Origin of the sequence: Micromonospora sagamiensis, from assembly GCF_014680085.1 — a bacterium.
Taxonomy (GTDB): domain Bacteria; phylum Actinomycetota; class Actinomycetes; order Mycobacteriales; family Micromonosporaceae; genus Micromonospora; species Micromonospora inyonensis.
In genome coordinates, this window is sequence record NZ_AP023438.1 from 5,602,912 (window position 1) to 5,625,224 (window position 22,313).

Below are 22,313 nucleotides of genomic sequence, written 5' to 3' on the forward strand. Positions count from 1 at the left end.
GGACGGATCCGCGTGCGGTGTCGACGTCCGCTCAGGGGCGGTGCTTCAAGGGCCGCCACCAGGCCCGGTTCGAGCGGTACCAGTCGATGGTGGCGGTCAGCCCGGCCGTCAGGTCGACCCGGGGGGCGTACCCCAGTTCCTGGCGGCTGCGTGCGGTGTCGAGCGAGTAGCGCAGGTCGTGGCCCTTGCGGTCCGCGACCTGGCGCACCCGGTCCCAGCCGGCCCCGCAGGCGGTGAGGATCCGACCGGTGAGTTCCCGGTTGGTCAGTTCGGTGCCGCCGGCGAGGTGGTAGATCCGCCCGGGGCGGCCGTGCCGGTGCGCCAGGACGATGCCGTGGCAGTGGTCGTCGACGTGCACCCAGTCGCGGACGTTCCGGCCGTCGCCGTAGAGCGGCACCGGCTGTCCGTCGACGAGGTTGGTGACGAAGAGCGGGATCAGCTTCTCCGGGTGCTGGTACGGGCCGTAGGTGTTCGAGCCGCGGGTGACCACCACGTCCAGGCCATGGGTGCGGTGGTACGCCAGCGCCAGCAGGTCCGCCGCCGCCTTGGAGGCGGAGTAGGGCGACGACGGGTCCAGCGGTGCGGTCTCGGTCCACGAGCCGGTGTCGAGGGACCCGTAGACCTCGTCGGTGGAGACCTGCACGAACCGGTCGACCCGGTGCCGCAGCGCCGCGTCGAGCAGGGTCTGGGTGCCGAGCACGTTGGTGCTGACGAAGGGGGCGGCCCCGACGATGGAACGGTCCACGTGGGACTCGGCGGCGAAGTGCACGACCAGGTCGTGCCCGGCCACGGTGGCGTCGACGAGGTCCGCGTCCCGGACGTCGCCGTGCACCACCCGCAGCCGGGGGTCGGTGCGGACGGCGGCGAGCGCGCCCCGCGTACCGGCGTAGGTGAAGCTGTCCAGGACGGTCAGGACGGTCGGGGTGACCTCCGGTTCGGTGCCTCGCAGCAGGCGCCGTACGTAGGCCGAACCGATGAAGCCGGCACCGCCGGTGACGAGGATCCTCACGGCTGGCCAACTCTACGCGCGACCGTCGTCCGGCGGGCCCGGACGGTCCCGACTGGGTGACCGGAGAGGCGGTGACCGGCGCGGATGGTGGCGGCCCGACGACCGGGTGCGACAACGCCGCCGTCGAGCGCTGCCCAATCCGGGCCGCGGGGGGCTAATGTCTCATCATGGAGCGGCGAATCTTCGGTATCGAGACCGAGTACGGCGTCACCTGTACGTACCGGGGCCAGCGGCGGCTCTCCCCTGACGAGGTCGCGCGTTACCTCTTCCGCCGGGTGGTGTCGTGGGGCCGGTCGAGCAACGTCTTCCTTCGCAACGGTGCCCGTCTCTACCTCGATGTCGGTTCGCACCCGGAGTACGCCACGCCGGAGTGCGACTCGGTGGTCGACCTGGTCGCCCACGACCGGGCCGGCGAGCGGATCCTGGAGGGTCTGCTGGTCGACGCGGAGAAGCGGCTGCACGACGAGGGCATCGCGGGCGAGATCTACCTGTTCAAGAACAACACCGACTCGGCCGGCAATTCCTACGGCTGCCACGAGAACTACCTGGTCTCCCGGCACGGCGAGTTCGGGCGGCTCGCCGATGTGCTGATCCCGTTCCTGGTCACCCGGCAGCTGATCTGCGGGGCGGGGAAGGTGCTCCAGACTCCGCGCGGGGCGGTCTACTGCCTGTCCCAGCGGGCCGAGCACATCTGGGAGGGGGTCTCGTCGGCGACCACCCGGAGTCGGCCGATCATCAACACCCGGGACGAGCCGCACGCCGACGCCGAGCGGTACCGCCGGCTGCACGTGATCGTCGGTGACTCGAACATGAACGAGGTCACGACCCTGCTGAAGGTCGGCTCGGCGGACATCGTGCTGCGGATGATCGAGGCCGGGGTGGTGATGCGGGACCTCACACTGGAGAACCCGATCCGGGCGATCCGCGAGGTGTCGCACGACATCACCGGCCGGCGCAAGGTACGGCTCTCCTCCGGCAAGGAGATCAGTGCCCTGGAGATCCAGCAGGAGTACCTCGCCAAGGCGACGGAGTTCGTCGAGCGGCGTGGCGGCGACCAGACCGCCAAGCGGGTGGTGGAGTTGTGGGGCCGGGTGTTGCACGCGGTGGAGACCGGTGACCTGGAGCCCGTCTCCCGGGAGATCGACTGGGTGACGAAGCTCCGGCTGATCGAGCGGTACCAGCGCAAGCACGACCTGCCGCTGTCGCACCCGCGGGTCGCGCAGATGGACCTGGCGTACCACGACCTGCGCCGTGGCCGTGGCCTCTACGCCCTGCTGGAGCGGCGGGGGCAGGTCGACCGGGTGACCACCGACCCGGAGATCTTCGAGGCGAAGGAGACGCCGCCGCAGACCACGCGGGCCCGGCTGCGCGGCGAGTTCATCCGCCATGCCCAGGAGAAGCGGCGGGACTTCACCGTCGACTGGGTGCACCTGAAGCTCAACGACCAGGCGCAGCGCACGGTGCTCTGCAAGGACCCGTTCCGCGCGTACGACGAGCGGGTGGAGCGGCTGATCGCGAGCATGTGACCGGACGGGTGTCCCGGGCCGTACCAGCTTCCGGCGGGTGCGGCCCGGTGCCCGGCCCTCACGTCGGACACCCCGGTACGCTTGCCCGGTTATGGTCAACTCCTCACCGCCGGATCGCGAGCGCCTGAACTGGGCCGAGCGGCGCCGGCAGAAGATCCGTGACGAGATCGCGCGGAATCGGCGCGGCGAGTACACCGTGCCGACCTGGTTGCTCACTCTCGCCCTGGTGGCGCTGGTGGGCGGCTGGCTGGCCCTGGTGTTCCTGGCCTGAGCCGCCCCGCCGTCCGGCCCGTTGCCCTGCGGCGACCCGCCACCCGGCCTGTTGCCCTGCGGCGACCCGCCGCTCGGCCCGTTCCCCTGCGGCGACCAGCCGTCCGGCGTGGGGACCGGACGCGGTCGACGCGCCCGTACCGCGGGTCAGCTGGCGAGGCGGGCGGCGTGCCGGCCGGCTGCGGCGGCGGCCAGGAAGTACGCGTGGTCGGCGTCCAGTCCGCGTCCCATCGTCGACAGCGGCACGACGCTGGCCCGCAGCGCGGCGTCCAACCCGTCGGTGTCGACCGGGACGATCCGGTGCCGCGCGGCCAGCGGCGCGAGCGCCGTGTCCACCTCGGCGGCCAGGGCGGGGGCGAGGCCGTCCGGGACGACCAGGTCCGCCGGGGCGAGCGCGACCCGCCCGTACGCGGTGAGGCTGTGGTGGGACACGCCCCGGTGCCGGGGGCGCGGGTCGGCGTCGGAGATCCGCAGGGAGCCGACCGGCCGCCCGCCGAGGACGGCGACCGCGTTGACCGCCTCGCCGACCGCCACCCCGGAGTAGCCCCACCGGGTGCCGGTGCCGAGGTTCCCCGGGCCCTGGGCGACCACGGCGACGTCGGCGTGCAGGACGTGCCGGGCGGCCAGCAGCCCGGTGTGCAGGGTGCTGGCCTCCAGGTCGCCGCCGAAGGCCTGCCCGACGCTGACCGTGCCGGCGAGGTGCCCGCGCAGCCCGCCGAGGGTGCGGGAGAACCAGGCGGGCAACGCGCCGCCGTCGGTGAGCAGGTAGGCGACGCGGCAGTCGGGGGCGTCGGCGTGCACACCGGCCAGGATCGCCGGCAGCGCGGAGTGCAGGTCGGCGGTGACCACCGGCATGCCGGCCAGGTCGTCGGCGTCGGCGAGCAGCGCGTGGTGCGGGGAGGCCTCCTCGTCGACGCCGAGCAGGATCGGTTGCAGCGGGGTGTACCGGGCCTTGACCAGGTGCCCGGCGTCGCGGGTGGCGGCCTGCGGCGGGTCCTCGGGCAGCCGGTCGGGCAGGGCGACGACGAGCGCGTACCCGCCGGTGCCGAGCCCCATCAGCAGTGCTCCGGCGTTGAGCAGCACCCGGTCGCCGGGCGCGGGTTCGCCGACCAGTTCCGGGTAGGCCAGTGCCCGCATGGTGGCCCCGTCGGGCAGGACCACGTCGAGTTCCGTCGCGCCGTGCCACCGGCGTCGCAGTGCCGTGACCGTCCCCGTCCGCCATCGCACCATGACCGGCACGCTATCGGCGCCCACCCGGCCGTGCGCGTCCGGGTACCCGCCGTCGGGTGCCGGCGCTGGTCACGTGGTGGGCGGTGAACCGCCCGGGTCCTGGGTGTGCCGGGCGTCGCCGCTCGACCCGGGCCGCGAGCGGGTCGGGTCGAGGAAGACGTACCGGATTCCGGGGTGGCGGCCGATGAGTCGCCGTTCGGCCTCGTCCGCGGCGGCCTCGATGTCCGCGCCGGTCGCCTCGTCGGCGAAGTCGACCTTGGCGGCGACCAGCACGTCGTCCGGGCCGAGTTGCATGGTGAGCAGGGTGTCGATGCGCCGCACGGTGGGCAGGTCGGTGAGTTCGTCCTCGATCTCGCGGCGGAGCCGTCCAGGCACCGCCCGGCCGACCAGCAGCGAGACGTTGCTGTGCGCCAGGATGGCCGCGACGACCAGGAGCAGCAGACCGATCAGGATCGAGGCGATCCCGTCGTACAGCTCGTCGCCGGTCAGTTGGGACAGGGCCACGCCGACGGCGGCCAGCAGCAGCCCGACGAGCGCGGCGCTGTCCTCCAGGAAGACCGCCTTGACGGTGGTGTCCGCGGTCGTCCGCAGGAAGCGGCGCGGGGTGGTGCGCCAGCGGCGCGACTCCCGGCGGACCTGGCGCACTGCGCGGGCCAGCGAGACCGACTCGATGCCGAACGAGACGGCGAGCACGACGTACGACGCGAGGTAGTCGCCGCTGTGCTCGTGGACGAGGATGGTGGTGACACCGTGGGTGACGGCGAAACCGGCGCCGGCCACGAAGGTGAACAGCGCGGCGAGCAGCGCCCAGACGTAGCTCTCCTTGCCGTACCCGAAGGGGTGCCGGGGATCGGCGGGGCGCGCGCCCCGGCGCAGCGCGGCGTAGAGCAGCACCTCGGTGGTGGTGTCGGCGACCGAGTGGACGGCCTCGGAGAGCATCGCGGCGGAGCCGGAGAGCAGGCCGGCGATCAGCTTGGCCACGGCGATGGCGAGGTTCGCGGCCCCGGCCACGACCACCGTGCCGACGCTCTCGGTCCTCGGTGCGGCCTCCGCCATGGGCTCACCCTATGACCGGCGGCTGCTCGTCCGCCCGCCCCGGCTGGTAGCAGGGGTCCCCTGCTACCGCATTTTGATGAGGAGGGGTCCCCTGCTACCACCGGACCCGGTGGGGCGCCGCGTTGGGTGGCCGGTGGTGGCGCGCCGCGCTCGTGGGTGCGCGGTCTCCTCACACGCCGGGCTGCTAGCGTCTTGCACGTGTCGCGGACCCGTACCGAACGCCTGGTCAACCTGGTGATCTGCCTGCTGTCCACGCGACGGTTCCTCACCGCCGCGCAGATCGCCGCGACCGTGCCCGGCTACGAGCACGATCCGGACGACGTCCGTGACCACGAGGCGTTCCAGCGCAAGTTCGAGCGGGACAAGGCCGAGCTGCGGGAGCTGGGCGTGCCGTTGGAGACCGGCACCGCCAGTGTCTTCGACACCGAGCCGGGTTACCGGATCGCCCATCGCGAGTACGCGCTGCCCGACATCCCGCTCGAACCGGACGAGGCTGCCGCGGTGGGCATCGCGGCACGACTGTGGCAGCACGCCGGGCTCGCCGCTGCCGCCTCGTCGGGGCTGGCCAAGCTGCGCGCCGCCGGTGTGGACGTGGACCCCCAGGCGACCCTCGGCCTGGAGCCGATGGTCACGGTGGACCCGGCGTTCGCGCCGCTGACCGCCGCCGCCAGGGACCGGCGTGAGGTCAGCTTCGACTACCGCACTCCCGACGGCGACGCGCCCGCCACCCGCCGCCTCCAACCGTGGGGCGTGGTCTGCTGGCGGGGCCGGTGGTACGTGGTCGGCCACGACCTGGACCGACGGGCCACCCGCTGCTTCCGGCTCTCCCGGGTGGTGGGCGCGGTCCGGGTGACCGGTCGCTCCGGCGCGTACACCCCGCCGGAGGTCGACCTGATCAGCCACGTCGCCCGCTGGTCCGGGCCGGTGGAGCGGACCGGTCGGGCCACCGTGCTGGTCGCCCCGGGCCGGGCCGCCGGGCTGCGCCGCTGGGCGGTCGGGAGCACCACCGGGCCGGACGGGGACCGGCTGGTCCTGCCGTACGCCGACCCGGAGTCGTTGGCCGGTCAACTCGTCGGGTACGGCCCGGACGTGCGGGTGCTGGGCCCGCCGGAGGTGCGGGAGGCGGTCATCCAGCGACTGAAGGAGATCGCGGCCCGGCACGACGAGGTCGCGGTGAGCGGAGGTGTCCGGTGAGTCGTACCACCGCCCGCCCGACCGGTTCGCGTGCCTCGGCCGACCGGCTGGCCCGACTGCTGAACCTCGTGCCGTACCTGCTGGCCCGGCCGGGCATCGAGATCGCCGAGGCGGCGGGGGACCTCGGGGTGACCGAACGGCAGCTCCGCGAGGACCTGGAGCTGCTCTGGGTGTGCGGGTTGCCCGGCTACGGTCCGGGTGACCTGATCGACATGGCCTTCGACGGCGACCGGGTGACCATCACCTACGACGCCGGCATCGACCGGCCGTTGCGGCTGACGCCGGACGAGGCGTTGGCGCTGGTGGTGGCCCTGCGGATGCTCGCCGAGACGCCGGGGGTGGCCAACCGGGACGCGGTCGAGCGGGCTCTCGCCAAGATCGAGAACGCCGCCGGGGACACGGTCGGCGCGCCGGTGGCGGTCCGGCTGCCGGGGGACAGCGAGCGGGTCGAGGCGCTGCGCGCCGCGGTGGAGGGCGGCCGGGCGCTGCGGATCACCTACTACACCGCGGCCCGGGACGAGACCACCGAGCGGATCGTCGACCCGCTGCGGATGCTGATGGTGGGTGGCCGGGCGTACGTGGAGGCGTGGTGCCGGCGGGCGGAGGCGGTCCGGCTGTTCCGGGCCGACCGGATCGACGCGGTCACCGAGCTGGACGAGCCGGTGGCGGTGCCGCCGCAGGCCCGTCCGTCCGACCTCACCGGCGGGGTGTTCCGCCCGTCGGCGGACCTGCCGCTGATCACCCTGCGGATCGGCCGTCGGGAGCGGTGGATCACCGAGTACTACCCGTGTGAGCGGGTGGAGGCGGGTGAGGGGGACCACTGGCTGGTCTCGCTGCGCGTCACCGACCTGGGGTGGGCCCGCCGCTTCGTGCTCGGGTTGGGTCCGGAGGTGACCGTGGTGGCTCCGGCGCAGCTGGCCGAGCAGGTGCGCGCCCAGGCGCTCGCCGCCCTCGACGCGTACGCCACACCACCGGTGGACGAGGCGGCCGGCCCCGCCGCCGGGGCGATCGCCGGCGACGGCGACGACGTCCACGCGAAACCGACCCCGGTGGTCGACGGGTCGGGCCTGGCTGTCGCGGTTCCCGCACCGGGAGTGGTGGCCGGGGTGTCCGGCTCGGCCGGCCCGGCGGGCGCCCCGGACGGGCGGTAGGCTGACCGCCGTGGTGAAGTGGATCGTGCTCGCGGTGGTGCTCGTCCCGCTGGTCGTGCTGGCCCTCGCCGTCCGGCCGGTGCTGGCCCGTCTGCCCCGGCTGCGCCGGGCGGCGTTGACCCTGCAGGATCGGCAGGCGCAGGCGGAGACGCTCCAGTCGACCGCCGAGGTGCTCCAGGAGCGGGCCGAGGGGTTGCAGCGGCAGCTCGCCACCACCCAGCACCGACTCGAGCTGATCAAGGCGCGGCGCGGCGGTTGATCTTCGCTCGACGCCCACTCGTCGGCCGGTCGCGAGCTGCGGTTACGGTTCCCCGGGACGGTTGACGGGACACCGGAGGTTGGTCGAGACTTCACCGGCCGGGTCCACAGCCATCGGGGCCGGCGGGTGGCGGAAGCTCTCGGCGCACGTACGATGGGCTGCGACACACCACTCCGACACACAGAGCGACTGGAGCTTCCCATGGGTGCCCTCCGACCGTGGCACATCGCCGTACTCGTGGTCGTGCTGATCCTGCTCTTCGGCGCGAAGCGGCTCCCCGACGCGGCCCGTTCCCTGGGCCGCTCGCTGCGCATCATCAAGGCGGAGACCAAGAGCCTGCACGAGGACGACCGCGACCTGGCCGAGAAGGCCGACGCCCAGGCCGGTTACCAGCCGCTGCCGCCGCAGGCCGCCCAGCAGGCGCCGTACGCGCAGCCGCAGCAGCCGCCGTACGCCAACCAGCCGTACCAGGCTCCGCAGCAGCCGGTCGCGCCTCCGGTCGTCGACCCGGTGCAGCGCGTCCGCGAGAACTGACCGGAAGGCCGGACAACCGTGCGCTTCGGCCTCCGCAAGCGCGGTCCGAGCAACTTCGAACGGGCCGCCGACGGCTCGATGACGCTGGTCGAGCACATCCGCGAACTGCGGAGCCGGCTCTTCCGGGCGTCGTTGGCGATCCTGGTCGGTTTCGGCTTCGGCCTCTGGCTGGCCGGGCCGGTCCTGAGCATCCTCCGCAAGCCGTACTGCGACCTGCCGAAGTTCAGGGACACCGGGACGACCTGCGACTTCGTCCAGCTCGGGCCGGCGGACCTCTTCCTGGTCAACCTGAAGATCGGTCTCTGGGTCGGTCTGATCATCGCCGCGCCGGTCTGGCTCTACCAGCTGTGGGCGTTCATCGCTCCCGGCCTGCACCGGCACGAGCGGCGGTACGCGTACGTCTTCACCGGTCTGGCCGCGCCGCTCTTCGCCGCCGGTGCCGCGTTGGCCTTCCTGGTGACCGCCAAGGGCCTGGAGTTCCTGCTCAACGTCGCGGGTAGCGAGATCCAGACGACCCTGGACATCACCCGGTACGTCTCCTTCGTCACCAACCTGATCCTGCTGTTCGGGGTGGCGTTCGAGTTCCCGCTGATCGTGTTGATGCTCAACTTCGTCGGCCTGGCCAGTGCGCGTCGGCTGCTCAGCTGGTGGCGGATCGCGGTCTTCGTGTTCTTCGCCTTCGCGGCGATCGTCACGCCCACGCCGGACCCGTTCGGCATGACCGCGTTGGCCCTCTGCCTCTGCGCGCTCTACTTCGCCGCGGTCGGCGTCGCGTTCCTCAACGACAAGCGCAAGGGGCGGGGCAAGGAGGTCTACGCCGGCATCGCCGACGACGAGGTCTCCCCGCTGGAGTTCGACCGGGAGTCGGTCGGCGTCGGTGAGCGGGTGGAGGCGAGCGTACCGATCGCCGCCCCGGACCCGATCCCCGCGCCGGCACCGATCGACCGCCGGTACGACGACATGACCTGATCCGTCCGCACCACGCTGAAGCGGTAGCAGGGGTCCCCTGTTACCGCTTTTTGCGTAGCAGGGGACCCCTGCCACCACCCGGCTCGGGACGCGAGGATCGCCGCCCCGCCGGGTGGCGGTCCTCGACGAGCGACGGCGGGCGAGGGTGGGGACAGCGGATGGCACGCCCACACCGTCCACCGCCTGACCGTTGGGTCAGCCGGAGGCGGGTCGGTCGCGCTACCGTGCTCGCCGTGACCGCAGACGACCACCTGCCCGCCGCCCCGTCACCGGGCGGCCCCGTCGCCGTTCTGGCCAACCCGACCGCCGGCCGGGGGCGGCACCGCGGGATGCTGCCCCGGATGCTGGAGCGGCTGGCCACGGCCGGCCGGCCGGTCCAATTGCTGGAGGCTCGTACCCCGGAGGAGGCCGAGGCGGCGTGCCGTACGGCGGTCGCGGACGGCGTGTCGGCGCTGCTGGCCGTCGGCGGCGACGGCACCGTGCACCGCGCGTTGCAGGCGGTGGCCGGGACGGCGGTGCCGTTCGGTCCGGTACCCGCCGGCACGGGCAACGACTTCGCCGTCGACACCGGGTTCCCGGCCGACCCGCTCGCCGCCGTGGAGGTGGTCGTCGCCGCCCTGCGCGACGGCCGGACCCACCCGGTCGACCTGGCCCGGATGACCGGTGCCGACGGGGTCCACCGCTGGTACGGGGCGGTCCTGGCCGCCGGCTTCGACGCGATCGTCAACGAGCGGGCCAACCGGATGCGCTGGCCCCGGGGCCCCCGCCGGTACGACCTGGCGATCCTGGTGGAGTTGGCCCGGCTGCGGCCGCGCCGCTACACGCTGCGTATCGACGGAGAGGCGCAGGAACTGGACGCGGTGCTGGTGGCGGTCGGGAACTGCCCCACGTACGGCGGTGGAATGCGGATCTGCCCGGACGCGGACCCGACCGACGGACTGCTGGACGTGGTGGTCGGCGGCCGGTTCGACCGGCGCACCCTGATGCGGGTGAAGCCGCGCATCTACCAGGGCACCCACGTACGACACCCGTTGGTGCGTACCTATCGGGCCCGGACCGTCGAACTGGCGGCCGACGGGATCACCACGTACGCCGACGGGGAGCGGTCGCTGGACCTGCCGGTGACGGTCACCGCCGTGCCGGCGGCGGTGCGGCTGCTGTGCTGACCGGGTCCCACGGGCACCCCGGCGCACTCAGGCGGGTTCTCCTCCGGTGACGGCCGGGTTTCCGACGAGGTCGGCGAGCGGGAAGCAACCGGCGAACGGGTCGTGGTAGCCGCGCCAGCCCTCCTCGCCGTCGGCGAGTTCGGCGTCGGTGAGCAGGCAGCCGGCGAGGGTGCGGTGCAGTTCGGCCGGGTCGAGGTCCAGGCCGATGAAGACCAGGTGCTGGTGCCGGTCGCCGTAGTACGGATCCCAGTCCAGGGCGGCGGCGAGCCGCCGGTTGGCCGGCGCCTCCGCCCAGTGCGGGTCGGGCAGGGCGACCAGCCAGCGTCCGAGGGAGCCGAGGCCGAGGCCCCCGCCGGCGAAGTCCCAGGCGATCACGGTCTCGGGTTGGCTGGCCAACCAGAGGTGGCCGCGGGAGCGGACCATCTCGGCGTTGACGTCCTCCAGCACGTCGTGCAGCCGCCCCGGGTGGAACGGGCGACGGGCCCGGAACACCACCGAGACCACGCCGCAGTCCGGGTGGGGCTCGTGGACGCCGAGGGTGTAGCCCTCCAGCCCGCGGACGAGCACGCCGAGGGTCTCGGGGCGGTGCCGGCCGGTGCCGCGCAGCCGACGGCTCAGCGCGGTGGCGTCCACCACGTCGTCGTCGACGAGCACCTGCGTCGCCCACGGCGTCATCCGCGACAGCAGCACCGACAGCCGGCTGGTGTCGTAGGCGCCTTCGCCGGACCGTCCCCACAGGACGAGCGTGTCGGCGTACTCGATCTGGCGGACGATGACGTCGGCGAGTGAGCGGTTGTCGTCGTCGGCGGCGTGGATGTGTCGGGCCCTGAGGTCGTCGGTGGTGGCCAGCCCGTCGAGCAGGTGCTCGGCGTGTACCACGGTGACGTACGAGTCGACGTGCAGCAGGTCGGTGATCGGCGTGCCGTCGACGAGGCAGTGGGCGCAGGCCACGGCGACCGCCTCCGGCTCGACCACCTCCGGCAGCATCAGTACGAGGTCCCGGTCGGGCTGGGTGCGGGCGAGCCGGGCGAGGGTGGGCAGCACGTCCTCGCGCAGGGTGCAGGAGACGCAGCCGTGGGCCAGCGAGATCCGTTCGTCCTCCCGTACGCCCGCGCCGTCGCGGACCACCCGGCGCACGGTGCCGTCGCGGACGTCGGTGAGGTCGTGCCGGACCAGCAGCAGCGACGGGTCCACGGCGAGCAGGGCGTGCGCGACGCCGTACGTGGCGGCCGGCCAGAAGCCGCTGAGCACGGTCAGGGACGGACGGGTGTCGGGTTCCGCAGCGGCGTGACCGGCCGATGCGAGAGGTGACGTCGGCATCACAGTCCTCTCGACTAAGTTGGAAACGATTGTCATTATAGGCTGCCTGAGGTAGAAACGAAAACGATTGTCGTTAACTGATCGTCTCCCGAAGGAGTTTCCGTGTCCCGACGATGCGAGGTCACCGGTGCCGCGCCGAGCTTCGGCAACGCCGTGTCCCACTCCCATCGGCGCACCCGTCGCCGGTGGAACCCCAACCTCCAGCACCACCGCTACTGGCTGGCCTCGGAGAAGCGGTGGATCACCCTGAGGCTGACCGCGAAGGCACTGCGCACGGTGGACCGCAAGGGCATCGAGAAGGTCGTGGCCGAGCTGCGCGGTCGGGGGGTGCGGATCTGATGGCCCGGCAGACCGACCTCCGGCCCATCGTCCGGCTGCGCAGCACCGCCGGCACCGGCTACACCTACGTCACCCGGAAGAACCGCCGCAACGACCCGGACCGGCTGGTCCTGCGCAGGTACGACCCGATCGTGCGCCGGCACGTCGAGTTCCGCGAGGCGCGCTGATGGCGCGCCGGAGCCTGGGCAACCGCCAGGCCCGTCGGGTCGACCTCGTCGCCCGGCACGCGGCGCGCCGCGCCGGTCTGAAGCAGATCGTCATCCATCCCGACACCGATCCCGCGGCCCGCGCGGATGCGGTCCGTCGACTCGCCCGGCTGCCCCGTGACTCCAGCCCGGTACGGCTGCGCAGTCGCGACGTCGTCGACGGGCGCCCGCGCGGCATCCTGAGCCGGTTCGGACTGTCCCGGGTGCGCTTCCGGGAGATGGCCCTGCGGGGCGAGCTGCCCGGGATCCGCAAGGCGTCCCGATGAGCCGGCGCGCGTCGCGGTAACGGGCCGGTTGTCACGGCCCTGACCGGTCCTGCACGGTCGAGGTCGATCTCGACGCACCCCACCCCGGCCTGGCACGCGGATCGCCCCGCACCCGCTCGTCCCGCCCCGTGCGGCGGTTCCCGGCGCCCTACTGAAATTGGTTAGCATTGCCAGAAAGCCGTTGCCGGGCGGCGGCGGTGGTCGGCGACCGTGCCGGGTGGACGCCCGGTGCGGGGAGGGGGAGGTGGCGGTGGTGACGAGGCCGGGCCCTGCTCGTAACACCCGGCAGCGGGCGGAGGTCGTCCGGTTGTTGGAGGCGTCCGACGGGTTCCGCAGTGCCCAGCGCCTGCATGCCGACCTGCGCGACGGTGGTGTCCCCATCGGTCTGACCACCGTCTACCGGCTGCTCCAGGCGTTGGTCGAATCCGGCGAGGTGGACACCATGCGGCTGCCCTCCGGCGAGCGGCTCTACCGCCGGTGCAGCCGCACCCACCACCATCACCTGGTCTGCCGGCGTTGTGGTCGCACCGTCGAGATCGCCGGCCCCGCCGTCGAGGACTGGATGCGTCGCACCACCGCCCACCACGGGTTCGTCGACGTCAACCACACGCTGGAGATCATGGGGACCTGCGACGGCTGTACGGGCCGATAGCCCCGCGACGCCCGGCGCGTCTCCTTGTGGCCCCGGGGGCGGGTCGCCTACCGTAATGAAAATGAGAATCGCTTTTACGGGCAAGGGTGGGAGCGGGAAGAGCACTCTCGCGGCCCTTTTCGTGGGACACCTGCGCACCGCCGGGCACCGGGTGCTCGCCGTCGACGCGGACGTGAACGTTCACCTCGCGCCCCTGCTCGGGGTCGCGGCCGGACCGGAGGGGGCGCTGTCCCGGCCGGACAACGCCCGACAGGTGCGGCGGCACCTGTTGGGCACCAACCCGCGTGTGGCGGGCGTCGAGCACTTCGTGCCGACCACGCCACCCGGCCCGGGGTCGCGACTGGTCACCCTGGACGCCGACGATCCGGTCCTGGTCCGCCACGCGACGGCGCTCGACGCGCGTACGCACGTGCTGCACGTCGGCACGTACGAGCCCGACGACATCGGCGCGGGGTGCTACCACGGGCACCTGGCCATCCTGGAGAACCTGCTCTCCCACCTGCGGCTCGACGTCGACGACTGGGTGGTCTGCGACATGGTCGCCGGCACGGACGCCTTCGCCAACTCGCTGCACGCCCAGTTCGACGTGATCGTGGTGGTCGCCGAGCCGACCCCGGAGTCCGTCTCGGTGGCCCGGCGCTACCGGGAACTGGCGGCGGCGGCCGGGGTGGCGGACCTGTTGGCCGTGGCGGGCAACAAGGTCGTCGACGGGGTCGACCGGGACTACCTCGCCCGGGAGCTCGGGGGCGCGCCGCTGACGGTGCTCTCCACCCAGGCCGGTCTGCGCCGGGCGCGGCAGGCCGGCGCGTGTCCTCGCCTCGCGGACCTCGACGACGTCACCCCGCTGGCGCGCATCGCCGAGTACGCCCGGAGCCGCCCGATGTCCCCCGAGCGACGGGAGGCGCTGCTGCGCACCCTGCATCTGCGGCTGGCCGGCCAGAACTGGGTCCGCAGCGCCCACGGCGACGTGACCACCCAGCTCGGCCCGGTGCCCGCGTGACCGCTCCGCGCGCCCGCCGTCCGTGAGGCGTGGTGGGTGGGTGGGGATCCCGGGGGAATCCCGGATCCGCGCCCACCCACCGGACGAGGCGGCGAGTCGTCCGTTCGGACCTTCCCTCCGATGTTGATAACGATTATCGTGTTCAACACCGACAGGAGGGATGTGTCAATGGACTCCCCGCTGTACCTGCGTCCGCGGGTCGACGGCCGACTAGAGGAGTTGCTGGGGCAACCACCCCTGCTGCACGACCTCGTCCGGGCGCTGGGCTCACCGCTCAACGTCGTGCTGCCGGACCAGATCGCCGACAACACGGAGGCGTTCCGGGCCGTACACCAGCGGCACCACCTGCGCGGCGAGGTGTTCTTCGCCCACAAGGCCAACCGCTCCTCGGCCCTGCTGCGACGGTTGGCGGCGACACCCGCCGGCATCGACGTGGCGAGCCTGGGGGAGTTGCAGCACGCGCTCGGCGCCGGCTTCACCCCTCAGCGGGTCATGGCCACCGGCCCCAAGACCCGCGAGTTCCTGTGGCTCGCCGCCCGCTGCGGGATCACCGTCAACCTGGACTCACCCGCCGAACTGGACGACCTCGTCGCCCTCGTCCGCCGGCACGAACTGCCCACGGTGCGTGTCCTGGCCCGCCTGTCCGCCTTCACCTCGGCCGGGGCGACCATCCTGTCCCGACCGAGCCGGTTCGGCACCCCGCTGGCCGAGGCGGACCGGCTGTTGGCCCGCCTCGCCGAGGCGCGGGACGCGGTGGAGCTGGTCGGGGTCGCGTACCACCTCGACACCATCGGCCTGACCGAGAAGGCGGTCGCCCTGGAGGCGTGCCTGACCGTCCTCGCCGGAGCGCACCGCTACGGCCTGCACCCCCGGGTGGTCGACGTCGGCGGCGGCTTCGGCGTCGACTACCTCGCCGACGGCGCGCAGTGGGAACGCTGGACCAGCGAACTGGCCCGGGCCGTGCTCGGTCGCCGCCCGGAGCTGACCTGGGGCGGCCACGGCTACGGGTGGCGGGCCGAGGCGGGCACCCTGCGCGGCGCCCTGGGCCTATATCCGGCGCACCGGCCCTCCTCGGGTCACCGCTACCTGGCGGAACTGCTCGGCACCAGCGCCACCGGTCTCGGCGGTCGCACCCTCGCCACCCTGCTCCAGGAACACCTCTACGACCTGTGGGTCGAGCCCGGCCGGGCGCTGGTCGACCAGTGCGGCGTCGTGCTCGCCCGGGTGCTGGAGGTGCGGCCCACCGCCGCCGGCTGCCACCTCGTCCGGCTCGACCTCAACGCCGGGGACGTCAGCCTCGAGGAGCACGGCGTGATGATGGACCCGGTCCTGCTGCCGGCGACCCCGACCGCGCCGGTGGACCCCGCAGCGCACGGCCATCCGGTCTACCTGCTGGGCAACCTCTGCCTGGAGGCCGACCTGATCACCCGGCGCACGGTCTTCCTGCCCGCCCTGCCCCGCCCCGGCGACCTGCTCGCCTTCGCCAACACCGCCGGCTACTTCATGGACTTCAGCGCCGACCACGCCCTGCACCAGCCGGTGGCCCGGATGGTGGCCGCCTGGCAGGACGCCGGCAGCTGGCGCTGGTGTCTCGACGAGCAGTACTGGCCCCTCGACACCGGACGGCGACCGTCCGGCGACGAGCCGACCCTCACCACGACGGCCGGCCGGTCCACCCCCCGTCCGTGCCTCCAGGAGACCGCAGCCGCATGAGATACGACAGCATCACCGACGCCATCGGCAACACCCCGCTGGTCCGCATCGACCCGGCCGTGCACGGACTGGCCCACATCGACCTCTACGCCAAGCTGGAGCTGCTCAACCCGTTCGGGTCGGTCAAGGACCGGGCGGCCTGGACGATGGCCGCACCCCGGCTGGCCGAGGCCCGCGAGGCCGGCGCGACCGTGGTCGAACTCTCCAGCGGCAACACCGCGAAGGCCCTGGCGGTGATCGCCGGCATGCACGGGCTGCCGTTCACCAGCATCACCAACCGGATGAAGGTCCCCGAGATCAAGGACCTGCTCCTGCTGCTCGGGGCCACCATCGAGGAACTGCCCGGGCAGGCCGAGTGCCTGGACCCGACGAACACCGAGGACCCGCTGACCCGGATCCACCGCACGATCAGCGAGTCCGGCTCGGCGTACCTGCACACCGACCAGTACTACAACCCGCGCAACACGCAGGCGCACGTCGACGGCACCGGACCCGAGATCATCAAGGACCTCGACGGGCGCGTGCCGGACTACTTCGTGGCCTGCGTGGGCACCGCCGGTTCCTCCACCGGCGTGGCCCGGGTGCTGCGCGAGAACGACCCGGCGGTCACCGTGGTCGGCCTGGTCGCCGCCAAGTCCGACTTCATCCCCGGCATCCGCAACATCGACGAGGTCCACGAGGTGGGCCTGTTCGACCCGGACACCTACGACACCATCGAGTCGATCTCCGCCGACGAGGCGATCGACGGCCTCCTGGCGCTCAACCGCCGCTGCGGCGTGCTGGCCGGGCCGACCGGCGGTGGCGCGTACACCGGGGCCGTGCGGTACCTGCGCCAGGTGGACGCCGAGCTGGCCACCGCCGGAGGCGAGCCCCGTCGCCGCAGTGCCGTCTTCATCGTCTGCGACCGCGTCGAGAGCTACCTCAGCTACATCCGCCGACGCCGGCCCGAACTGCTCCACCAGCCCGCCCGCGTCGGTGCGGTCAGCACGGTCACCGACGCCGAGGCGGACGCGGCCCGTACGGTGGACGTGCCCGCCGCCCGGGAGTGGATCGCCCGGGCCCAGCCGCTCGTGGTCGACCTGCGCGGCACGTTCGCCTACACCACCGCGCACATCGAGGGCTCGGTCAACATCGTCGACGAACTCTTCGACGAACTGCTGCGCGGAGGGCTGCCCTTCGACACCGGCCGGCCGGTGCTGCTGGCGTGCCCGGTGGGGGAGAAGTCCCGGCGGTACGCGGCCCTGCTGACCCGGATGGGGCACACCGACGTCCGCAGCCTCGACGGCGGGGTGGTGGCCTGGCGCGACGCCGGTGCCCCCCTGGTGCGCACCTGATGGCCGCCCCCGTGACGCTGCCCGCCGGGCACCCGGACCGGGTGCTCGCCGAACTGGCCGACTGGCAGCGCGGCGTCCGCGCCCAGTTCCCCATCCTGACCGGCACCGGCGAGGCGTACCTGGACAGCGCCGCCACCTCCCAGAAGCCGCAGGCGGTGCTCGACGCCGTGCAGCACTACCTCACCGGCGAGAACGCCAACGCCGGGCGCGGCACCTACCGGTGGGCCAACCGGACCACCACGCTGCTGCACGACTGCCGTACCCGGGTCGGTGACCTGATCGACGACCCGGACCCGGAGCGGTCCGGCGTGCACCTGGTCGGCGGCACCACCGAGGCGCTGCGCCGGGTGGCCCTGGACTGGCTCGTCGACCTCCTCACCGACGGCGACGAGATCGTCGTGCCCGCCGCCGACCACCTGGCCAACGTGGTCCCCTGGCAGGAGGCACGGGACGCGGCGGCCCGCCGGGGCGTGACGGTCCGCCTGGTGGAGATGCCGTACGAGCCCTCCGGCGACTACGACGTCGCCGCGCTCGCCCCGCTGGTCGGGGAGCGGACCCGCCTCGTCGCGGTCACCCACGTCCACCACGTCTACGGGGTGGACATGAACGTGCACCGGATCCGCCGGCTGGTCGGCGACGACGTGGTGATCTGCCTGGACGCCGCGCAGAGCGTCGGGCACCTGCCGGTCTCGGTGACCGACCTGGACGTCGACTTCCTGGCGTTCTCCGGGCACAAGGCGATGGCGCTGCCCGGCCTCGGCGTGCTCTGGGCACGCAACCGCCGTGGCCCCCGGTACGAGCACCGGGGCTGGCAGGGCAGCCCGCACACCGTCGGCGCGGTGAGCCTGGCGGCGGCCGTGGACTGGTTCGAGGTGACCGACGTGGAGCGGATCGCCCGCTGGACGGTGGCCCTCGGCGCCCGGCTGACCGACGGGCTGAGCCGGCTGCGCGACGTCCGCGTCCTCGGCTGCCAGGACAGCCTGACCCTGGACTCGGCCGTGCAGCGCCGGCACGGCCTGGTGACCTTCCTGCACCCGGCGATCAGCGCCGCCGACCTCGGCTTCGTGCTGGCCGACCACGGGCTGATGGTGCGCGCCAACGCCCACTGCCAGGGGCCGGCGGGGGAGCGGGAGAACTCGGTACGGGTCAGCCTGCACGCCTACAACACCGTCGAGGAGGTGGACCGGCTCCTCGACGTGCTGGCCCGCCTCGACGCGTCCCTGACCACCCCGTCCTACCACTGAGGAGCACCGTTGACCTCGCTCGCGCAGAATCCACCACCGCCGACCGTGGTGATGGTCGACGTGTACGCGCCGACGATGCGGCTGGCCCGGGCCTTCGCCGACGCCGGCTGCGCCGTCGTCCGGGTGCGCAGCACCCCGGAGATCCCCGCCGTGTACGCCGGGCACGCCGACCCGGCGGCCGAGGCGCTCTTCGCCGACACCGTCGTCCACTCAGGCGACGTCGAGCTGACGGCCAAGGCGGTCGCCGCCCACGACCCGGTCGCCGTGGTGACCGGCGGTGAACTCGGCGTCGAGCTGGCCGACCGGCTGAGCGAGACGCTCGGCCTGACCAGCAACGGCACGCAGCGCAGCGCGGCCCGGCGGGACAAGTACCTCCAGATCGAGGCCGTGCGGGCGGCCGGGCTGCCCACCGCCCGCCAACTGCTCGTCACCGACGCCGACGACCTGGCCGACTGGCACCGGGAGCTGGGCACCCGGGTGGTGGTCAAGCCGGTGCGCAGCGCCGGCAACGACGGGGTGACCTTCTGCGACACGCCGGCCGAGTCGGTCGCCGCCTACCGGGCGGTGGCCGGGGCACGCAACATCTTCTCCCTGCCCAACGAGGCCGTGGTCGCCCAGGAGTACCTCACCGGCACCGAGTACGTGGTCAACACCGTCAGCCGTGACGGCCGGCACCGGGCGACCGACGTCTGGCGGTACACCAAGATCTCCGCCAACGGCGTGCGCGACCGGATCAGTGGGGCGGTCCTGGTCGCGCCGACCGCACCCGAGCGGGACACCCTCGTCCGGTACGCCGCCGAGGTCCTCGACGCCCTCGACGTGCGGCACGGCCCGGCGCACCACGAGATCATGCTCACCGCCGACGGGCCCCGCCTCGTCGAGGTCGGGGTACGGCTGTGTGGCGCGGACACCGCCGCCCAGGCGTTGCTGGCCCTCGGCGAGTCCCAGGTCGAACGGACCGTCCAGGCCTACCTCGACCCGGCCGGGTTCCTCGCCACCGTGGACACCCCGCAGCAGGTCCGTCGGCACGTGGCGATGGCCTTCCTCACCTCCCCGGTCACCGGGATCCTGCGCGGCTACCCGCTGCTGGAGCAGGTCCGGGAACTGGAGAGCCTGCACGAGATCCAGATCGGGGTGCACCCCGGCGAGCGGCTGCCGTTGACCGTGGACGACACCACCGAACCGATGATGGTCGTCCTCGGTCACGCCCGGGCCGAGGTGGTCGAACGCGACCTGGCGACGGTGGGCTGGCTGGACGGGCACGGCTTCTACGACCTGGAACCGGCCGCCTCCGCAGGTGCGGCGTGACCGCCACGGCAACCCGCCCGCACGTGGTCGTGCTGCACCGCTGGCGCGACGCGTACGCCCACTACGACCGCTACGTCGACCACGACACGCACGCCGTCAGTTACGTCACCACCGAGGTCGGGGCGGCCGGCGTCCCGGAGCAGGCCGCAGCCGTCGCACTGGTCGACGCCACCGACGACGTCGAGCAGGTGGACGCCCGGATCCGCTCGCTCGCCACCCGGTTCGGTCGCCCGGTCGCGGTGGTCGCGCTCAAGGAGGACGACCTGCTTCCCGCCGCCGTCCTCGCCGTCCGCTGGGGCTGTGCGGGACGCAGCCCGCAGGAGGTCACCCTCTTCCGCGACAAGCTGGTCATGGCCCGGACGGTCGCCGCCGCCGGCATCCCGGTGCCGGCCACCGCACCCGCGCCCGACCCGGCAGCGGTACGGGAACACGCGGCCCGGCACGGCTGGCCGGTGGTGGTCAAACCCCGCGCCGGCAGTTCCAGCGCCGGGGTACGGCTGATCGCCGGCCCCGACGAGGCGGCCGACGTCGGCCACGACCCGGCCCGGCTGGTCCAGGCGTACCAGCCCGACCCGATCCACCACGTCGACGGCGTCTTCGACGGCGCGACACTCGGCCCGTGGCGGCTGTCGGCCTACCTCGACACCTGCCTCGCCTTCCGCGACGGTCGGCCGCTCGGCTCCGTCGAAGTGGACGAGCCGACCGTGCTCGCCGCCGTCGGCGCGTTCACCACCTCGGTGCTGCGTGCCCTCACCGACCGACCCACCGTGTTCCACCTGGAGGTGTTCCTCGGCCGGGCCGGGGACGGCCCGCCGCACTGCACCCTGCTGGAGGTCGGGGCCCGCGTCGGTGGCGCGGAGATCCCGTTCGTCTGGCGCGACGTGCACGGCTACGACCTGATGCGGGCCGCGTTCCGCATCGCGCTGGGTCACCCACCACCGGATCCGCCGCCGACCGGCATCCGTACCGAGGTTGCCGGCTGGCTGCTCGTACCCGCCCCCGCCGGCCGGCCCTGCCACATCGAGGAGGCCACGTCGATGACCGGACGAGACCCGGGCCCGTACGCCGAGGTGGTTCCCCGCGTCGGGGACGTGCTGCCGGCGGCGGACGCCTACTACGAGCACGTCGGTGCCCGCTACCGGTTCCGGGGCGCGGACAGCGCCACCGTACGCGCGGCCGTGCTGGCCACCGCCCGCGACGCCCGCGTCACCGGGCGGACGGTGACCGGACTGGTCGCCGGAGGTCTCCGGTGACCGGGGGAGCCCGCTACGCGCGGCTGTGGCGGGTGCCCGGAGCGCCGCTGCTGCTCGTCGGCGGGGTGGTGGCCCGGCTCGGCCAGGGCGTCACCGTGCTCGCCTGGATCCTCCTGGTCCGCGAGACCACCGGCTCCTTCGCCGACGCGGCACTGGTCGGGGCCTCGGTGTCGCTGGCCACGGCGGTCACCGCGCCGATCGGGGGGCGGCTGGCCGACCGCTTCGGCGCGCACCGGGTGCTGCCGCTCTACGGCGCGGCCTACGCCACCGCCCAACTGCTGCTGCTGGCGGCCACCCTGACCCGGCAGCCGGTGCCCCTGCTCTGCGTCCTCGCCGCGCTGTCCGGGGCGGTCTTCCCGGCCATCAGCCCGGCGCTGCGCGCGGCCTGGACCGTACTGACCGGAGAGGGCACCGGCCGCGAGGACGTCCGTAGCACCGCGATGGCGGCCGAGTCGACGCTCTTCGAACTGGTCTTCGTCGTCGGTCCGCTGCTGCTGTCGGCGGCGATGCTCGTCGCCGATCCGCTCGCCGCGCTGACCGGCTCCCGGTCCGGGATCGCCGGCCCGGCCGCCGCGATCGTCCTGGCCGCCGTCTGTGCCGGCGGCGGCACGGCGGTGCTCGCCCGCGGCCGGGCGCTGCGGCAGCTGCGCCCGCATGCCGGCACCCCGACCCGGGGGCTCGGGCCGCTGCGCTCGCCCCGGATGCCGGCGCTGCTGCTCTGCGCCGCCGGTGTCGCCTTCTCCTTCGGCGCGTCGCCGGTCGCGGTGGCCGCCTTCGCCACGGAGCACGACGGCGACCGCGCCGAGGCGGTCACCGGTGTGCTGATCGCCGTCTGGAGCCTCGGCTCCGCCGCCGCCGGACTCTGGTACGGCGCCCGGACCTGGCAGACCCCGCTGACCCGGCAGTTGACCTGGCTGCTGGCCGGTCTCTCGGTCGGCTACGCCGCCTGGGCGTTGTCGCCCAACAGCACCGTGCTCGGCGGGGTGCTGCTGCTCAGCGGTGCGGTGATCGCCCCGGCGATGACCGTGCAGGCCGGGCTGATGGCCCGGATCGCCCCGGCGTCGATGCTGACCGAGGCGTACACCTGGCTGACCACCGTCAACCTGTCGCTGGCCGCGCTCGGCTCCGCGGTGACCGGCGCGATCGTCGACGGACCGGCCGGGGCGGCCGGTGGCTTCCTGGCCTGCGCCGGGGCCGCCGCGGCGGCCGCCGTACTGGCTGCCTGGCCGGGTGTGCTGGCCCCGCGTCGTGTCCGCGACGTCGTCGACCAACCGGCCGACCCGGTCCAGGTCCCCTGAATCCCCGTTCCCCGAA

Annotated in this window: 22 protein-coding genes and 1 pseudogene; 19 read left to right on the top strand and 4 right to left on the bottom strand. The window is 73.5% G+C overall.

Annotation, left to right across the window (positions count from 1 at the left end):
* Positions 1–31: 31 nt before the first annotated feature.
* Positions 32–1,009, bottom strand: a complete 978-nt coding sequence (rfbB, locus tag IGA62_RS24735) for a dTDP-glucose 4,6-dehydratase (protein WP_145818636.1) — start codon at positions 1,007–1,009, stop codon at positions 32–34.
* Positions 1,010–1,176: 167 nt separating this feature from the next.
* On the opposite strand from rfbB, the gene pafA reads away from it, so the two are divergent.
* Positions 1,177–2,535: a Pup--protein ligase gene (gene pafA, locus IGA62_RS24740; protein WP_145818635.1), complete on the top strand. Its 1,359-nt coding sequence runs from the start codon at positions 1,177–1,179 to the stop codon at positions 2,533–2,535.
* 91 nt (positions 2,536–2,626) lie between these two features.
* Positions 2,627–2,806 (top strand): hypothetical protein, encoded by a 180-nt coding sequence (locus tag IGA62_RS24745; protein WP_145818634.1) that lies wholly within the window; start codon positions 2,627–2,629, stop codon positions 2,804–2,806.
* A 146-nt stretch (positions 2,807–2,952) separates the two neighbouring features.
* Here IGA62_RS24745 and IGA62_RS24750 read toward each other — a convergent pair whose 3' ends face one another.
* Both IGA62_RS24750 and IGA62_RS24755 read right to left on the bottom strand, forming a co-directional pair.
* Positions 2,953–4,035, bottom strand: a complete 1,083-nt coding sequence (locus tag IGA62_RS24750) for a DUF3866 family protein (protein WP_145818633.1) — start codon at positions 4,033–4,035, stop codon at positions 2,953–2,955.
* A gap of 69 nt (positions 4,036–4,104) precedes the next feature.
* A complete protein-coding gene (locus IGA62_RS24755) occupies positions 4,105–5,091 on the bottom strand; it encodes a cation diffusion facilitator family transporter (protein WP_145818632.1) in 987 nt (328 codons plus the stop codon).
* Between the two features lie 198 nt (positions 5,092–5,289).
* Here IGA62_RS24755 and IGA62_RS24760 point away from each other — a divergent pair, with 198 nt between their 5' ends.
* From IGA62_RS24760 to IGA62_RS24785, 6 genes and pseudogenes are all read left to right on the top strand, one after another.
* On the top strand, positions 5,290–6,285 hold the full coding sequence (locus tag IGA62_RS24760) for a helix-turn-helix transcriptional regulator (protein WP_145818631.1): 996 nt from the start codon (positions 5,290–5,292) through the stop codon (positions 6,283–6,285).
* Positions 6,282–7,289: pseudogene (locus IGA62_RS24765) on the top strand (helix-turn-helix transcriptional regulator); the annotation flags it as partial. The gene IGA62_RS24760 and the pseudogene IGA62_RS24765, both read left to right, overlap by 4 nt.
* Positions 7,290–7,446: 157 nt before the next feature.
* Entirely contained in the window at positions 7,447–7,695 is a 249-nt protein-coding gene (locus IGA62_RS24770) for a hypothetical protein (protein WP_091462472.1), read from the top strand.
* 201 nt (positions 7,696–7,896) lie between these two features.
* Positions 7,897–8,229 carry a Sec-independent protein translocase subunit TatA gene (gene tatA / locus IGA62_RS24775; protein WP_145818630.1) on the top strand — a complete coding sequence of 111 codons (333 nt, stop codon included), beginning with the start codon at positions 7,897–7,899 and terminating at the stop codon, positions 8,227–8,229.
* An 18-nt stretch (positions 8,230–8,247) separates the two neighbouring features.
* Positions 8,248–9,198: a twin-arginine translocase subunit TatC gene (gene tatC, locus IGA62_RS24780; RefSeq protein ID WP_145818629.1), complete on the top strand. Its 951-nt coding sequence runs from the start codon at positions 8,248–8,250 to the stop codon at positions 9,196–9,198.
* 224 nt (positions 9,199–9,422) lie between these two features.
* Positions 9,423–10,364 (top strand): diacylglycerol kinase, encoded by a 942-nt coding sequence (locus tag IGA62_RS24785; protein WP_232624763.1) that lies wholly within the window; start codon positions 9,423–9,425, stop codon positions 10,362–10,364.
* Between the two features lie 27 nt (positions 10,365–10,391).
* On the opposite strand, the gene IGA62_RS24790 is transcribed toward IGA62_RS24785, so the two are convergent.
* Positions 10,392–11,684 (bottom strand): CobW family GTP-binding protein, encoded by a 1,293-nt coding sequence (locus IGA62_RS24790; RefSeq protein ID WP_145818627.1) that lies wholly within the window; start codon positions 11,682–11,684, stop codon positions 10,392–10,394.
* 102 nt (positions 11,685–11,786) lie between these two features.
* Between IGA62_RS24790 and rpmB the strand changes: the two genes are divergently transcribed.
* From rpmB to IGA62_RS24845, 11 genes are all read left to right on the top strand, one after another.
* Positions 11,787–12,023, top strand: a complete 237-nt coding sequence (gene rpmB / locus IGA62_RS24795; RefSeq protein WP_145818626.1) for a 50S ribosomal protein L28 — start codon at positions 11,787–11,789, stop codon at positions 12,021–12,023.
* On the top strand, positions 12,023–12,190 hold the full coding sequence (rpmG, locus tag IGA62_RS24800) for a 50S ribosomal protein L33 (RefSeq protein ID WP_145818625.1): 168 nt from the start codon (positions 12,023–12,025) through the stop codon (positions 12,188–12,190). The genes rpmB and rpmG overlap by 1 nt, the downstream gene beginning before the upstream one ends.
* Positions 12,190–12,495, top strand: coding sequence for a 30S ribosomal protein S14 (gene rpsN, locus IGA62_RS24805; RefSeq protein ID WP_145818624.1), 306 nt, complete (start codon positions 12,190–12,192; stop codon positions 12,493–12,495). Before rpmG ends, rpsN begins: the two co-directional genes overlap by 1 nt.
* A gap of 253 nt (positions 12,496–12,748) precedes the next feature.
* Positions 12,749–13,147 carry a Fur family transcriptional regulator gene (locus IGA62_RS24810; protein WP_145822026.1) on the top strand — a complete coding sequence of 133 codons (399 nt, stop codon included), beginning with the start codon at positions 12,749–12,751 and terminating at the stop codon, positions 13,145–13,147.
* A 61-nt stretch (positions 13,148–13,208) separates the two neighbouring features.
* Positions 13,209–14,147 carry an ATP-binding protein gene (locus tag IGA62_RS24815; protein WP_145818623.1) on the top strand — a complete coding sequence of 313 codons (939 nt, stop codon included), beginning with the start codon at positions 13,209–13,211 and terminating at the stop codon, positions 14,145–14,147.
* A 168-nt stretch (positions 14,148–14,315) separates the two neighbouring features.
* Positions 14,316–15,860 carry a type III PLP-dependent enzyme domain-containing protein gene (locus IGA62_RS24820; protein ID WP_145818622.1) on the top strand — a complete coding sequence of 515 codons (1,545 nt, stop codon included), beginning with the start codon at positions 14,316–14,318 and terminating at the stop codon, positions 15,858–15,860.
* A complete protein-coding gene (locus IGA62_RS24825; RefSeq protein ID WP_145818621.1) occupies positions 15,857–17,194 on the top strand; it encodes a pyridoxal-phosphate dependent enzyme in 1,338 nt (445 codons plus the stop codon). The genes IGA62_RS24820 and IGA62_RS24825 overlap by 4 nt, the downstream gene beginning before the upstream one ends.
* Positions 17,194–18,438: an aminotransferase class V-fold PLP-dependent enzyme gene (locus tag IGA62_RS24830; protein WP_145818620.1), complete on the top strand. Its 1,245-nt coding sequence runs from the start codon at positions 17,194–17,196 to the stop codon at positions 18,436–18,438. Before IGA62_RS24825 ends, IGA62_RS24830 begins: the two co-directional genes overlap by 1 nt.
* Before the next feature lie 9 nt (positions 18,439–18,447).
* Entirely contained in the window at positions 18,448–19,746 is a 1,299-nt protein-coding gene (locus tag IGA62_RS24835) for an ATP-grasp domain-containing protein (RefSeq protein ID WP_232624764.1), read from the top strand.
* The gene (locus IGA62_RS24840; protein ID WP_145818619.1) at positions 19,743–20,999 is read left to right on the top strand and encodes an ATP-grasp domain-containing protein; all 1,257 of its coding nucleotides are present in this window, start codon (positions 19,743–19,745) and stop codon (positions 20,997–20,999) included. The genes IGA62_RS24835 and IGA62_RS24840 overlap by 4 nt, the downstream gene beginning before the upstream one ends.
* Positions 20,996–22,297, top strand: coding sequence for an MFS transporter (locus tag IGA62_RS24845; protein WP_145818618.1), 1,302 nt, complete (start codon positions 20,996–20,998; stop codon positions 22,295–22,297). Before IGA62_RS24840 ends, IGA62_RS24845 begins: the two co-directional genes overlap by 4 nt.
* Positions 22,298–22,313 lie beyond the last annotated feature (16 nt).